The organism is Paenirhodobacter populi, assembly GCF_004022215.1.
Taxonomy (GTDB): Bacteria; Pseudomonadota; Alphaproteobacteria; order Rhodobacterales; family Rhodobacteraceae; genus Rhodobacter; species Rhodobacter populi.
Genome location: NZ_SAUZ01000013.1, coordinates 44,184 through 57,637, shown reverse-complemented (window position 1 = coordinate 57,637; position 13,454 = coordinate 44,184). Strand labels below are relative to the sequence as shown.

12 protein-coding genes are annotated in these 13,454 nt (G+C 65.7%); 8 read left to right on the top strand and 4 right to left on the bottom strand.

Translation table 11 applies throughout. The features are described 5' to 3' along the window. The first annotated feature begins 115 nt into the window (after positions 1 to 115). Positions 116 to 1,642, top strand: coding sequence for an acetaldehyde dehydrogenase ExaC (gene exaC / locus D2T30_RS11960; protein ID WP_128180180.1), 1,527 nt, complete (start codon positions 116 to 118; stop codon positions 1,640 to 1,642). A gap of 63 nt (positions 1,643 to 1,705) precedes the next feature. Beyond that, positions 1,706 to 2,734, top strand: a complete 1,029-nt coding sequence (gene adhP / locus D2T30_RS11955) for an alcohol dehydrogenase AdhP (protein WP_128180178.1) — start codon at positions 1,706 to 1,708, stop codon at positions 2,732 to 2,734. Positions 2,735 to 2,999: 265 nt separating this feature from the next. Here adhP and D2T30_RS11950 read toward each other — a convergent pair whose 3' ends face one another. Further along, a complete protein-coding gene (locus D2T30_RS11950; RefSeq protein ID WP_128209057.1) occupies positions 3,000 to 3,983 on the bottom strand; it encodes a serine hydrolase domain-containing protein in 984 nt (327 codons plus the stop codon). 193 nt (positions 3,984 to 4,176) lie between these two features. Between D2T30_RS11950 and D2T30_RS11945 the strand changes: the two genes are divergently transcribed. Then, positions 4,177 to 4,674, top strand: coding sequence for a redoxin domain-containing protein (locus D2T30_RS11945; protein ID WP_128209056.1), 498 nt, complete (start codon positions 4,177 to 4,179; stop codon positions 4,672 to 4,674). Continuing rightward, positions 4,671 to 5,186, top strand: a complete 516-nt coding sequence (locus tag D2T30_RS11940) for a DsbA family protein (RefSeq protein WP_128209055.1) — start codon at positions 4,671 to 4,673, stop codon at positions 5,184 to 5,186. The genes D2T30_RS11945 and D2T30_RS11940 overlap by 4 nt, the downstream gene beginning before the upstream one ends. Before the next feature lie 4 nt (positions 5,187 to 5,190). Here D2T30_RS11940 and D2T30_RS11935 read toward each other — a convergent pair whose 3' ends face one another. Continuing rightward, positions 5,191 to 5,748, bottom strand: coding sequence for a DsbA family protein (locus tag D2T30_RS11935; protein WP_128209054.1), 558 nt, complete (start codon positions 5,746 to 5,748; stop codon positions 5,191 to 5,193). Between the two features lie 523 nt (positions 5,749 to 6,271). Between D2T30_RS11935 and D2T30_RS11930 the strand changes: the two genes are divergently transcribed. After that, positions 6,272 to 7,102, top strand: a complete 831-nt coding sequence (locus tag D2T30_RS11930) for a DUF481 domain-containing protein (protein WP_128180168.1) — start codon at positions 6,272 to 6,274, stop codon at positions 7,100 to 7,102. A gap of 69 nt (positions 7,103 to 7,171) precedes the next feature. On the opposite strand, the gene D2T30_RS11925 is transcribed toward D2T30_RS11930, so the two are convergent. Together D2T30_RS11925 and regB are read right to left on the bottom strand one after the other, a co-directional pair. After that, positions 7,172 to 8,743, bottom strand: a complete 1,572-nt coding sequence (locus D2T30_RS11925) for a PAS-domain containing protein (RefSeq protein WP_128209053.1) — start codon at positions 8,741 to 8,743, stop codon at positions 7,172 to 7,174. Positions 8,744 to 8,818: 75 nt separating this feature from the next. Further along, entirely contained in the window at positions 8,819 to 10,192 is a 1,374-nt protein-coding gene (regB, locus tag D2T30_RS11920; protein ID WP_128209052.1) for a sensor histidine kinase RegB, read from the bottom strand. Positions 10,193 to 10,348: 156 nt separating this feature from the next. Here regB and D2T30_RS11915 point away from each other — a divergent pair, with 156 nt between their 5' ends. From D2T30_RS11915 to D2T30_RS11905, 3 genes are all read left to right on the top strand, one after another. Further along, a complete protein-coding gene (locus tag D2T30_RS11915; protein ID WP_128180162.1) occupies positions 10,349 to 10,903 on the top strand; it encodes an ActR/PrrA/RegA family redox response regulator transcription factor in 555 nt (184 codons plus the stop codon). A 191-nt stretch (positions 10,904 to 11,094) separates the two neighbouring features. Beyond that, complete coding sequence (gene hpxO, locus D2T30_RS11910) at positions 11,095 to 12,252, top strand: FAD-dependent urate hydroxylase HpxO (RefSeq protein WP_128209051.1); 1,158 nt, start codon at positions 11,095 to 11,097, stop codon at positions 12,250 to 12,252. A 209-nt stretch (positions 12,253 to 12,461) separates the two neighbouring features. Further along, on the top strand, positions 12,462 to 13,448 hold the full coding sequence (locus D2T30_RS11905) for a BMP family protein (protein WP_128209050.1): 987 nt from the start codon (positions 12,462 to 12,464) through the stop codon (positions 13,446 to 13,448). Positions 13,449 to 13,454: the final 6 nt, after the last annotated feature.

Below are 13,454 nucleotides of genomic sequence, written 5' to 3'. Positions count from 1 at the left end.
GCCGTGGATCAATGTCGCACCCCTTCGTTTGAGGAGGCGAAAGGGCAAAATGACACCCACGGAGGACGACGGCGGCACCATCCGGTTCCGCCGATGATGTTGGGAGGAGGAAAAAATGCCAGAAGACAAAATCCAGACCGAAACCTTCACTTCGGCCGCGCCGTTCAAGGCGCGCTATGACAATTACATCGGCGGCGAATGGGTCGCGCCGAAATCCGGCCGCTACATGGAAAACATCTCGCCGGTGACCGGCCATGTGGTGTGCGAGGTGCCGCGCTCCGACGCCTCGGATGTCGAGGCTGCGCTGGACGCCGCCCATGCCGCCCGCCGCGCCTGGGGAGAAACCTCGGTCACGCAGCGCTCGCGCATCCTGAACCAGATCGCCGACCGGATCGAGGCGAACCTCGAACAGATCGCGCTGGCCGAAACCTGGGACAACGGCAAGCCGCTGCGCGAAACCACCGCCGCGGACATTCCGCTGACGATCGACCATTTCCGCTATTTCGCCGGCGTGATCCGCGCGCAGGAAGGCTCGATCGGGGAAATCGACGCCGATACCGTCGCCTATCACTACAAGGAGCCGCTTGGCGTCGTCGGCCAGATCATCCCGTGGAACTTCCCGATCCTGATGGCGGCGTGGAAGCTTGCCCCGGCGCTGGCCGCGGGCAATTGCGTCGTGCTGAAACCGGCGGAACAGACGCCGGCCTCGATCCTCGTGCTGATGGAGCTTGTCGGCGATCTGCTGCCGCCGGGCGTCGTCAACATCGTCAGCGGCACCGGGGCGGAGGCGGGCGCACCGCTGGCCTCGAACCCGCGGATCCGCAAGGTGGCCTTCACCGGTTCGACCCCGGTGGGCAAGGGCATCATGCGCGCCGCCGCCGACAACCTGACGAACATCACGCTCGAACTCGGGGGCAAGTCGCCCAACATCTTCTTCGCCGATGTGATGGACGAGGATGACGACTTCTTCGACAAGGCGCTGGAAGGCTTCACCTTCTTCGCGCTGAATCAGGGCGAGGTCTGCACCTGCCCGTCGCGCGCGCTGATCCAGGAATCGATCTACGACCGCTTCATGGAAAGGGCGCTCAAGCGGGTCGAGGCAATTCAGGCGGGCGATCCGCGTGCCGGTGGCACGATGATCGGCGCGCAGGCCTCGAAACAGCAATACGACAAGATCCTGAGCTACATGGACATCGGCCTGAACGAAGGCGCGAAGGTCCTGACCGGCGGCGAGGCCAACCACTTCGGCGGCGACATCGAAGGCGGCTATTACATCAAGCCGACGATCTTTGAAGGCAACAACAAGATGCGTGTCTTCCAGGAGGAAATCTTCGGACCCGTAGTTTCCGTCACCACCTTCAAGACCCCGGAAGAGGCGATCGAGATCGCCAATGACACCGTCTACGGCCTTGGCGCCGGCGTCTGGTCGCGCGACATGAACACCGCCTACCGTGCCGGGCGGGGGATCGAGGCCGGCCGCGTCTGGACCAACTGCTACCACCTCTATCCGGCGGGGGCGGCCTTCGGCGGCTACAAGCAGTCCGGCATCGGTCGGGAAACACACAAGATGATGCTCGACCATTATCAGGAAACCAAGAACGTGCTGGTCAGCTATTCGCCGAAGAAGCTCGGCTTCTTCTGAAACGCCCGCAATGCATCGGGCATCCCGGTTTCGGGGTGCCCCCTCAGAATACGGGAGATTTCCATGACGAAGACGATGAAAGCCGCCGTTGTGCGGGAATTTGGCGCGCCTCTGGTGATCGAGGAAGCCGCGGTGCCCGAAGTCGCCCCCGGCACGATCCTCGTGAAGGTCGAGGCCTGCGGCGTCTGCCACACCGACCTGCACGCGATGATGGGCGACTGGCCGGTGAAGCCGAAACCGCCCTTCATTCCGGGGCACGAAGGCGTGGGCCATGTGGTCGGGGTCGGACAGGGCGTGAAGCATATCAAGGAAGGCGACAAGGTCGGGGTGCCGTGGCTCTATTCCGCCTGCGGTTATTGCGAACACTGTCTGGGCGGCTGGGAAACGCTGTGTGAAAAGCAGCAGAATTCCGGCTATTCGATCAACGGCGCCTTCGCGGAATATGTGCTGGCCGACCCGAATTACGTGGGCCACCTGCCGGACGACGTGAATTTCGTCGAGATCGCGCCGGTCCTGTGCGCCGGCGTGACGGTCTACAAGGGCCTGAAGATGACCGAGGCGAAACCCGGCGAATGGGTGACCATCTCGGGCATCGGCGGGCTTGGCCACATGGCGGTGCAATATGCCAAGGCCATGGGGCTGCATGTCGCGGCCGTCGACATCGACGACAGCAAGCTGAAGCTGGCGAAGGAGCTGGGGGCCGAGGTCACGGTGAACGCGCTCAACACCGATCCGGTCGCGGCGATCCGCAAGGAAACCGGCGGCGGCACGCATGGGGTTCTGGTCACCGCGGTCTCGACCAAGGCCTTCCATCAGGCGCTGCAATTCGCCCGCCGCGGCGGCACCATCGCCCTGAACGGCCTGCCGCCGGGGGAATTCCCGATGTCGATCTTCGACATGGTGCTGAACGGGATCACGGTGCGCGGCTCGATCGTGGGCACGCGGCTGGATCTGGCGGAATCGATCGATTTCGCCTCGCGCGGGCTGGTGCATGCCCATACCGCCAAGGCCAAGCTGGAAGAGATCAACGATGTCTTCCACAAGATGGAGAAGGGCCAGATCGACGGACGCATCGTCCTCGACTTCGCCTGATCCGATCCGGGCGGCGGAGGGAAACCCGCCGTCCGCCTCCCCGGGGGCGCAGAGGGAAACCTCTGCGCCTTCGGCGTTTCCGGGGGCGAAACATTTGGCCTGCCCGTGGTCGCGTTGTCCGGGCGGTGCGCATGGGGATGGGGCGCAGGGGGCCAGCCCCCTCGCCCGTTCCGGGCTCACCCCCGGGATATTTATGGAAACACGAAAGGCTCAGGGCTGTTTCGGGCAGCTTTGTGTCGGCGGGGAGGCGCCCTTCCCCCCAAGCCTAGCCCAGGGCGCGCACCGGGCCGTCGAGCAGCCGCATCAGATCGCCGAAATAGCCTTCGGATCTGGCCGGTTGCTGAGGGTCCGAGGTGATCGCCACCGCCAGCCCGCGCGCCGGATGCGCGGCGATGAGCTGCCCGCCATAGCCGCGCGCCAGCGTCCAGCCGCTGGGGCTGAGAAACCAGCCGTAGCCATAGGACAGGCCCGAATAGGGTGAGCGGGTGCGGGGCTGGCGCGAGGCCTCGATCCAGTCGCGGTCGATGACCTGCCGGTCCCGATAGCGCCCGCCGTCGCGCATCATCACGGCGATGCGCAGCATGGCCTCGGGCGTCAGGGCCATTTCGTTGCCGCCGAAGTAGAAGCCCTGCGGATCGCGCGTCCACGAGGGAATCTCGATCCCCAGACCGGCGCCCAGCGAGCGGCGCGACAGGGTCAGCAGGCTGTCGCCCGTGACCGTCGCCAGCGCCGCGCCAAGCACATGCGTCGATCCGGTGGAATAGATCATCCGCCCGCCCGCCGGCGCGATCCGGGGCTGGCGCAGCGCATAGGCCACCCAGTTCGGCGAGGCGACCCAAGCGCCGTAATTCGCCCCCGACGTGCTGGCGAGCCCGGCCCGCAGCGTCACCAGATCCTCGATCGTCAGCCCCGCCGCGCCTTCGGTCGCGTCAGCGGGGACGAGGCGCGGGGCGATGTCACCAAGCCGGTCGGACAGGCGGAGCTGCCCGCCCGCGATCGCCGAACCGACCAACAGGGCGAGCACGCTTTTCGAGCAGGATTTGATGTTCGCGGACCGCGACAGGCCGGGACCGCGCGGGGCCTCGGCCAGGATCACATCATCGCCGCGCTGCACCGTGATCGCATGCAACTGCCGCAGCGCACCGGCGGACTGGCGCAGTTCGGCCAATGCCGCGCCCTGCGCGCGCCCAAGGGCCGGTGCGGCCAGCGCCGCGCCCAGACCCAGCGAGAAGATCCGCCGTGAGACCATCCGTTCCGTTTCCCATGTCGTAAGACCGTTCCTTTGGATATAGGCCCGGACCGGGAAAACCGGCGATCACGACGGCTCACCTCATCGTGAGAGCGCGCGCCTGCTTGTATTTCCGTCACGGGGGGAGGACACTGACGCCATGTCCGGCCCTCATCGGACCGGCGCCATCCGTGATCGCAGCGAGGTGCATATCATGGCCGACACGGCAGCGAACGTCCTGCTTCAACCCGGCACGAAGGCGCCGGACTTTTCCCTCCACTCGACGCCCGACCAGTTGGTCAAGCTGTCCGACCTGCGCGGCAGGCCGGTCATTCTGGCCTTCTATCCCGCGGACTGGAGCCCCGTCTGCAGCGACCAGATGGTGCTGTATAATGAAATGCTGTCCGAATTTTCCGCCTATGGCGCCGAGCTGATGGGGATTTCCGTCGACGGCGTCTGGTGCCATGAGGCCTTCGCCAAGGCGAACAAGATCCATTTCCCGCTGCTGTCGGATTTCGAGCCGAAGGGCGCCGTCGCCCGCACCTATCACAGCTATCGCGCCACCGAAGGTGTGGCCGAGCGGTCCCTGTATGTCATCGACGGCGAGGGCGTGATCCGCTGGAGCTACCTTTCCCCCGTCGGCATCAATCCGGGGGCGGACGGGATCCTCGACGCGCTGGACGCGCTCGGGGTGAAGGGCGGTGCCGCATGAGCCTGCGCCCGCCCGTCTCGGCCAGCGACCATCACCTCGGCCCGCTCGACGCACCGCTGCAACTGGTGGAATACGGCGATTACGAATGCCCCTATTGCGGCGCGCTTTTCCCGGAAATCGCCGCGATCCGTCAGGCCTTCGGCGACAACCTGTGTTTCGTATTCCGGCATTTTCCGCTGTCCGAGGCCCATCCCCATGCCGAACGCGCCGCCGAAATGGCCGAGGCCGCGGCGAGCGAGGGCAAGTTCTGGCAGATGCACGAGGTGCTGTTTCAGAATCAGGACGCGCTGGATGACGAAAGTCTGGTGGCTTACGGCGAACAGCTCGGCCTGTCGCAGGCGGCGATCCGCAGCGCCTTCGACGGCAGCCGGGAACAGCATGTCCGCCACGATTTCACCGGCGGCGTGCGCAGCGGCGTGAACGGCACGCCGTCGCTGTTCATCAACGGAACGCGCTACGACGGCGCGCAGGACGCGCAGTCGATCGCCGATGCGCTGGCGGCGGCGGGCTGACCGTTCAGCCGAGCAGCTTTTCGACCCAGCTTTCGACCGGATCGCCGCTGCCGATATCCGGCTGCACGAGCCCGTCGATCATGAATGTCGGCGATACGTGGATGCCGTTCTGCCGAGCGTATTTCGCGTGCCATTTGATCGCGGCCTCCAGCTCGGGAAATTCGAAGGCCTCGGCCAGTTTCAGGCCGGCATAGTCCTCGATCCGGGCGATGATCTGGTTCGGCGTGGCGTCCATGTTCGGCCCTTTGCAGTGCTTCTCGAACTCGAATTCCTCGCGATGCGCGGCGACGGCGGCCAGCACGGCCTTGGCGTTTTCCCGCCCGCCGTCCAGCATCGAGGCTGCCAGCACGCAGCGCACCACGACGGGCGAGAACATGTGCCAGGGCTGCGACTGCATCCGCAGCCGGACGGTGATCCGGTCAGGCCCGGCCTGATCCAGCAGCGCATCCATCTTGCCGAAGGCGCGGACGGAAAACGGGCAGGTCGGCTCAAGGAACATCTCGAAGATGCGCGGGCCGTGGCCCCAGAACAGCGGATCGGCATGGGGGGCGGGGCGGGTCATGGGGTATTCCTCCTGCAAGTTTTTCTTTCGGCTCCGCCGGGATGGGCGGGGGCGCGGATGCCCCCGCAGTATATCCGCGTTCCGCGGCGGGATAATCCATCTTGAACGGTATGCACCATTCGGCCGCGCGGAAGGATCGGCGCGCGTTGCGATGTCACCGAATGCGCCGGGCTCCCTTCGCGGGGCGGGCGTTTCGGTCCGTGCCGGGCCGAAAAAGATAGGCCCCGCGAATTTCTCCGCGAGGCCGGTTTTTGGAAAACGATGTGTTCGTGAAACGCCGCAGATCGGGCTTGGTTCCCAATTTCCGGCGCTGACTTTTTCGTGACAGGCGAAAGCGGCAAGAACTGGCCGGATGCCGATCACGGACGGCAAAATTCTGCAAATTCAACAAGAAGGCATGTGGCAATTGCGTAACACCACTTGCGGCGCGCAGCGGACCCGCCTGTTATTCCCCCCCGTTCGCACGATGTAAGGCGCAGCCCACGGGGAATTTCCCGTCGGGACCAGTCTACGGAGTATCACGATGAAACTTGTCACCACCTCTGCCCTGCTGGCCGCAACCGCGCTCGCGGGAACGCAGGCCTTCGCCCAAAGCGCCGTGACCGGCATCGACAGCCTTGATGACCGCATCACCGACGTCCGCAACGAGGCGAACAAGAATCTGTCCGACATGAACGACAGCCAGCGTTTCGGGCCGAACGCGTTCCGGCCGGGCTGGAGCGGGGCGATGGCGCTGACCTATGCCGGGACCTCGGGCAATACCGACACCGACGATCTCGCGCTGGCCGGTAAGCTCACCTATGGTGCGGGCCCCTGGCAGCACACCTTCGGCGTCGGCATCGAATACGGCAAGGACGACGACAAACGGTCGAAGCAGGATGTGTTCGGCTTCTACGAAGGCAACTACTACTTCGACGATCGTCTCTACGCCTTCGGCCTTGCCCGGTATGAGCAGGACGACTTCGCCTCCTACCGCAAGGACAGCTTCGTCGGCGTCGGCCCGGGTTACCGGGTGCTGAACGAGCAGAACATGACCTGGCGTGTGCAGGCCGGTATCGGTGCGCGCTACTATCAGGTCAACGACTCGCTGCGTGACGACGACACCGAATTCGCGGGGATCGTCTCCTCGCGCTTCTACTACCAGTTCAACGAGAACGTCTTCCTGACCAACGACACCGACATCCTGAAGTCGGATGCGGGCACGCTGAACACCAACGATCTTGCGCTGAACGTGAAGATGACCGACGTCATGACCACGCGCATCAGCTACAAGACCGACTTCAACAGCGCCCCGGTCGAGGGCCGCAAGAAAACCGACAACACCTTTGGTGTGTCGCTGGTCTTCGGCTTCTGATCGAGCGATCCGCGCAAACCTTGCCCGTCCGCCCCGTGCGGGCGGGCTTTTCATTGCGGGCGGCGCCCGTCAGGCCCGGTGGAGCAGATCCGTTCCGCCAGCCTCTTCCAACACCGCCGGGGCGGCCACTGGCTGGAAGCCCACCAGCAGCGCCCCCGCCCCGATCGGCCTTGCGTGACATTCCAGCATCCGACCGTCCGGCAGCCGCAGGGTGCCCCGGGCACCGGCGGGCGAGGCGGCGCCCAGCGCCTCCCAGATCGGGCTCGGGCCGCAGCCTTCCTCCCACAGCCGGACCGAATCGCGCAAGGTGATGCGCGACAGGCTGGTTGCCGGCTCGACCCCCCACAGATCGTCATAGCGCCGGTTGGAAAAGGCCAGATCGCCCGAGGCACGGAACACCGCCACCGCCTCCTGCATCTGGTCCAGCGCATCCTGCCCCAGGGCCATTTCCGCGCGAAAGCGCCGGGTCAGGGTCATTTCCGTGGTGATATCCTCGAACAGGAAGGCCACCGCGCCATCGGGATGCGGCCGCCCGGTCACGCGGTAGGTCTGTCCGCCGGGGAGGTTCCAGGTCTCGGAATGGAACCCCGCCGCCGCGGCCTTTTCCAGTTCGGTCATCTGCAGCCGCCAGCTTCGGTAATCCTTCGGCTCGGGCACCATCCGCGCCTCGCGCAGACGGTCGAGGAAGGAATGCAGCGATGGCCGCCCGATCAGGAATTCGGCATGCAGCTGCGTCAGCTCGATCAGCGCGGGGTTGAACAGTTGCAGCTTGCGCTGCCGGTCGAAAACGCCAAGCCCGATCGGCAGATCGGCGAAGGTCTTCGACAGGGTCTGGACGAAACCGTGCAGCGATTGTTCGGCCTTCACCGTGGCATCGGCGGCGAAGGCGAACTGCAACCGCCCCTGCGCCAGCGGGAAACAGTGTCGCTCGAACCAGTGATCCGGCTGCTGCACGCCCGCGCGGGTGATGCGGGCGCGATGCGGGGCATCGCCGTCCCGCGTGGGGGGGAACAGCCTCGGCAGGGGCCAGGTGAAGGTGTCCTCGCCCGCCACGTCGTCCGCGTCGCATCGCGCAAGATAGGCCCGGTTCGCCCAGATCACCTCGCCATCCTCGGCCTCGCGCCAGACAAGGGCGGGCAGGCAATCCAATGTCCGGCGCATCAGCTCCAGCTCATCCTCCATCGCCAGGAAGGACAGCGCATCGACGGCGCGGCCGTGGCCTTCCGCCTCCGGATCGAGGATGGTGATCCGGATCGCGCCGTTCACGTCTTCGGCGCGCAGCTGCACCGGATGCCGCCGCCCCTCCGCCGCCGCGGTCAGGACCAGAGGATCGCGCCGGTCGGCAAGGGTGGGAACCGCCCCCTCGAACTCCGGAAAACGCGGCCCGACGAAGGACAGCAGCCGCGACCAGTCATCCCCCGCCATCGTCGCCGTTTCCAGCAGGCTGCGCCCCGGCCCGGTGGTATCGAGCAGACGCTTCCCCTGAAACAGGAACACGGCCGGTTCCGGCCCGGGCACCGCTTCGCCGCCCTTGCGGGCCGTTCGCGGATCCACCAGCCGGGCCGAGAAGACCAGCGCCAGAACCGCCGCCCCGGCCGAACTCAGGATGATCAGAACCGCCTGAAACCAATCGAACTGCATCGAAAACTCCCGCTCGCGATGCGGCAATCATCGGCAAAAGGGGTTAATGGGCGGTTAAGCGTATTCTTTTGGAATTCACGGCATTATCAGGCGGTTTTCGCCAAGCGCCCCTTCGGGCGCAAGCAGCCTGTCCGCCGGCCAGATCAGCTCGACCATCGCGCCCGAAGGGCGCGGCAGCGCGCCCGGCTCGGCGGCGGGGACGGGGCTGTTGGCAAAGCGCAGATGCGCGCCGGTGCGCTGCAACAGCGTCTTGGCGATGAACAGGCCAAGGCCCATGCCTTCGTATTCCGGGCGATGCACGCGATCGGCGGCGCGGCGATGCAGATAGGGATCGCCGATCCGGCCCAGCACCCCCGGCGCATAGCCCGGCCCGTCGTCGGTGATCCGGACGATGATCTCATGCGCGGTCCATTCCGCCTCGATCCAGACCGTCGAGCGGGCGAAATCCACCGCGTTCTGGATCAGGTTGCGCAGCGCGTGGATCAGTTCCGGATAGCGATGCACCAGCGGCTGCCGCTCAGCGCCCGAGACCAGATCGAAATGCAGCAGCTTGCCACGGTCCATATGCGGCTCGGCCGCCTCGCGCAGCACGGCCAGCAGCGGCGCGCTGCGCATGTGCAGGTCGTCCTTGCCGGCCCGCCCCATGGACCGCAGGATGTCGCGGCAGCGATCCGCCTGATCGCGGATCAGCAGCACATCCGCGTGCAGATCCTCATCCCCTTCCAGCTCATCCGCCAGCTCCGACGACACCAGCTTGATCGTCGCCAGCGGCGTGCCCAGCTCATGCGCCGCCGCCGCCACGACCCCGCCCAGATCGGTCAGCTTCTGTTCGCGCGACAGCGCCATCTGCGTCGCCTGCAACGCATCGGCCATGGATCGGATTTCGGTAGCGATTCCATGCGCATATGTCCCAAGGAAGATCACCCCGATGACGATCGCCAGCCAATAGCCCAGTTCCACCAGCGGGGGCACGGCGATGACCTCTCCGCCATGGGTGACAAGCGGCAGATGGAACCCCGAGACAAGGCTGATCAGCGCGATGGTGCAGACCCCAAGGAACAGGATCGCCCTGCGTTCCAGCGCCGTCGCCGCGATCGTCACCGGCACCAGAATGAACAGCGCGAAGGGATTGTTCAGCCCGCCGGTGATCGACAGCAGCAACGCCAGCTGCGTCGTGTCGAACAGCAGCATCGCGGTCATTTCCACCTGCGTCACCCGCCGGCTTTCGGGAAAGACGAACCGCGCCGCAAGGTTGGCCAACACCGAAACCCCGATCACCGTCAGGCACAGCGTCAGGTCCAGCGCGACATCGTAAAGCGACCACGCCGCCAGCACCGCCGCCGTCTGCCCGATGACCGCCCCCCACCGCAGGAAGATCAGCGTCCTGAGCCGGATCCAGTCGTTGTGATCCAGCGGGCTCCAGATGCCGCGGTCCGACTGCTCGTCCATTCCTGATCCTCGCGTTTGCCGGGTGATCCCCGGTGATAGCCGGGGGGGCGCGGCTCTTCAATGTGCAAGGCTTGCCACATCGACCGCGTTGCGCAAAATTGACCCCGGGAAAATCCCGTTCTACAAGGGGTTGCAGCCAGATCAGGGGGAAGCGCGATGGCAGACCATGAACTTGCCGAACTCGGTCCGGACCGGACGCTTCTGCTTGTCGACGACGATACGGCCTTTCTGACCCGCCTCGCCCGCGCGATGGAGAAGCGCGGTTTCGAAACCGAGATCGCCGAGACGGTAGAGGCCGGCAAGGCGATCGTCATGGCGAAGACGCCGGCCTATGCGGTGATCGACCTGCGGCTTGAGGATGGCAACGGGCTCGAGGTGGTCGAGGCGCTGCGTGAACGCCGCGCCGATGCGCGGATCGTGGTGCTGACGGGTTATGGCGCGATCGCCACCGCCGTCGCCGCGGTGAAGATGGGCGCGACGGATTACCTGTCGAAGCCCGCCGATGCGAACGACATCACCAATGCGCTCTTGGCGCGCAGCGAATCCCTGCCGCCGCCGCCCGAAAACCCGATGAGCGCCGACCGCGTCCGCTGGGAACATATCCAGCGCGTCTATGAGCTGTGCGACCGCAACGTCTCGGAAACCGCGCGGCGGCTGAACATGCACCGCCGCACGCTGCAACGCATTCTGGCGAAACGCAGCCCGCGCTGACCCTGCCCGCGAATCGAGCGTTTTTCAGGCGAGTGCCGCCGAAACGGGCCTTCATCGCGACGAAATGCCCCGGAATTGCGCTTCGCCCGGGAAGTCGGCTACCCTTCGGGCGCGACGCACGCATTCTGGACCGGCCCAGTCGGGGCATGCGCGCGCAGCGCGTGCGAAGACGATGACACCGGGGGAAGAGCATGAAAGCGATTATCATTGGCGCGGGGATGGGCGGTCTGACCGCCGGCATCGCGCTCAAGCGTATTGGGTATGACGTCGACATTTACGAACGGGTGACGGAGGTGAAGCCCGTTGGGGCGGCGCTGTCGCTGTGGCCGAACGGGGTGAAATGCCTCAATTACCTCGGCCTGCATGAACAGGCCCGGACGCTGGCCGGGCAGATGGACACGATGGCCTATGTCGACGGGCTCGACGGGTCGGTGATGACGCAGTTCAGCCTCGAACCCCTGTATAAAGAGGTCGGCCAGCGCGCATGGCCCGTCGCCCGCGCCGATCTGCAACTGATGCTGATGGACGCATTCGGGCTCGACCGCATCCATCTGGGGCGCGAGCTTGCCTCGGTCGCCGAGGCGGATGGCGTGGTCACCGCGACCTTCACCGATGGCGCGACCGTGACGGGCGATCTGCTGATCGGCGCCGACGGCGCGCATTCGGGCGTGCGCAGCTATGTCTGGGGCCACAAGGCGGAACGGCGCTACACCGGCTACGTCAACTGGAACGGCCTGATCGAGATCGACGAAAGCATCGCCCCCGCCACGCAATGGACCACCTTCGTGGGCGAGGGCAAGCGCGTCTCGGTGATGCCGGTGGCGGAGGGGCGGTTCTATTTCTTCTTCGACGTGCCGCTGCCGCAGGGCCTGCCGAACGACCGCGCCACCTATCAGAACACGCTGCGCGAGAATTTCCGGGGCTGGGCCGCGCCGGTGCAGAAGCTGATCGACAGCATCGACCCCGCCCGCACCAACCGGGTCGAGATCCTCGACATCGACCCGAATCCGGTCTGGGTGAAGGGGCGCGTGGCGATTCTGGGCGATTCCGCCCACAACACCGCGCCCGACATCGGTCAGGGTGGCTGCATGGCGATGGAGGATTCCGTCGTTCTGGCAATCGCCCTGCAGACCAACACCTATGGCGTCGAGGATGCGCTGATCCGCTATCAGGACAAGCGCGCCCCGCGCGCAGGCGAACTGGTCCTGCGCGCCCGCAAGCGCTGCGACGTGACCCATGCCAAGGACCCGGAGGCGACCGCCGCATGGTATGCCGATCTGCGCAAGGAAGACGGCACCCATATCATGAAGGGCATCCTCGCGAATATCGAGGGCAACCCCCTCGGCTGACGATCCGCGGCGGCGGTTTCATCCGATGTTTTTATCATTGAGTAAAAAATCATCGCAGCTTGCGAATTTGCCGCCGCAAGGGCAGCGCCATCCCGGAAAGCCGCACCGCGGCACGGGCTTTGGCGCTGCCCGCACTCCGGCCGATTGACTTTTCCGTGCGAGCCTCCGAACTGGCTCGCAAGATCACATCAGATGCGGGGAGCACCGGGATGACCAAAGATTTTCGCCTTTCGCGCAGGTTCCTCCTGCAATCGGGACTGGTTCTTGGCGCCGGCACGCTGGCCGCGCCGCTGCGCGCCGCGACGCCGCTCAAGGTCGCCGGCATCCACGGCTCGCCGGTCGAGAACGCCTGGAATTCCGTGCTGCATCAGGCGCTGCTTGACGCGGCGAAGGAAGGGCAGATCGAATATGTATTCTCCGAAGCCGTCTCCCCCACCGATTACCCCCGCGCGATGAGCCAATATGCCGAACAGGGCGCGAAACTCATCATCGGCGAATGCTACCCGATCGAGCGGCAGGCCCGGCAGGTGGCGGCGGATTACCCGGATACGGCCTTCGTCCTCGGTTCCAGCACCGGCCCGGCGGGCGACAATTTCGGCGTCTTCGGCACATGGAACTATGACGGCGCCTATCTGGCCGGGATGCTTGCGGGCAAGATGACGAAGACCAATTCCGTGGGCTCGGTCGGCGCCATGCCGATCCCGGAAATCAACCTGCTGATCAATGCCTTCGCCGAAGGCGTCAAGGCCGTGAACCCCGATGCCACCCACAAGGTCAGCTGGATCGGCACCTTCTTCGACCCGCCCAAGGCGCGCGAGGCGGGGCTCGCGCTGATCGACGGCGGCGCCGACATCCTGTTCGGCGAACGCATCGGCACGGCGGATGCGGCGAAGGAACGCGGGATTCAGGCGGTCGGCTCGCTCATCGACTATACGCCGATGTATCCGGGCACGGTCTTCGCCAACGCGCTCTGGGGTTTCCGCCCGATCCTCGACGCGGCGATCGCCGATGTGCAGGCGGGCAAGCCGGTCGGGCGCGACTACACCTCCTACGGGCTGCTGAAGGAAGGCGGCTCGGACATCGCCTATGTCAAGGGCGTCGCCCCCGCCGAGGCCGAGGAAGCGATGGAAAAGGTCCGCGCGGACATCAAATCGGGCGCCTTCACCGTTCCCGCGGATGCGAACGAGCCGAAGTAACCTGCC

Coding starts and splice junctions, on each gene's coding strand:
- D2T30_RS11915 (WP_128180162.1), top strand. CDS start 10,349: ATGGCAGACCATGAACTTGCCGAACTCGGTCCGGACCGGACGCTTCTG.
- hpxO (WP_128209051.1), top strand. CDS start 11,095: ATGAAAGCGATTATCATTGGCGCGGGGATGGGCGGTCTGACCGCCGGC.
- D2T30_RS11940 (WP_128209055.1), top strand. CDS start 4,671: ATGAGCCTGCGCCCGCCCGTCTCGGCCAGCGACCATCACCTCGGCCCG.
- D2T30_RS11905 (WP_128209050.1), top strand. CDS start 12,462: ATGACCAAAGATTTTCGCCTTTCGCGCAGGTTCCTCCTGCAATCGGGA.
- adhP (WP_128180178.1), top strand. CDS start 1,706: ATGACGAAGACGATGAAAGCCGCCGTTGTGCGGGAATTTGGCGCGCCT.
- D2T30_RS11925 (WP_128209053.1), bottom strand. CDS start 8,743: ATGCAGTTCGATTGGTTTCAGGCGGTTCTGATCATCCTGAGTTCGGCC.
- D2T30_RS11930 (WP_128180168.1), top strand. CDS start 6,272: ATGAAACTTGTCACCACCTCTGCCCTGCTGGCCGCAACCGCGCTCGCG.
- regB (WP_128209052.1), bottom strand. CDS start 10,192: ATGGACGAGCAGTCGGACCGCGGCATCTGGAGCCCGCTGGATCACAAC.
- exaC (WP_128180180.1), top strand. CDS start 116: ATGCCAGAAGACAAAATCCAGACCGAAACCTTCACTTCGGCCGCGCCG.
- D2T30_RS11950 (WP_128209057.1), bottom strand. CDS start 3,983: ATGGTCTCACGGCGGATCTTCTCGCTGGGTCTGGGCGCGGCGCTGGCC.
- D2T30_RS11945 (WP_128209056.1), top strand. CDS start 4,177: ATGGCCGACACGGCAGCGAACGTCCTGCTTCAACCCGGCACGAAGGCG.
- D2T30_RS11935 (WP_128209054.1), bottom strand. CDS start 5,748: ATGACCCGCCCCGCCCCCCATGCCGATCCGCTGTTCTGGGGCCACGGC.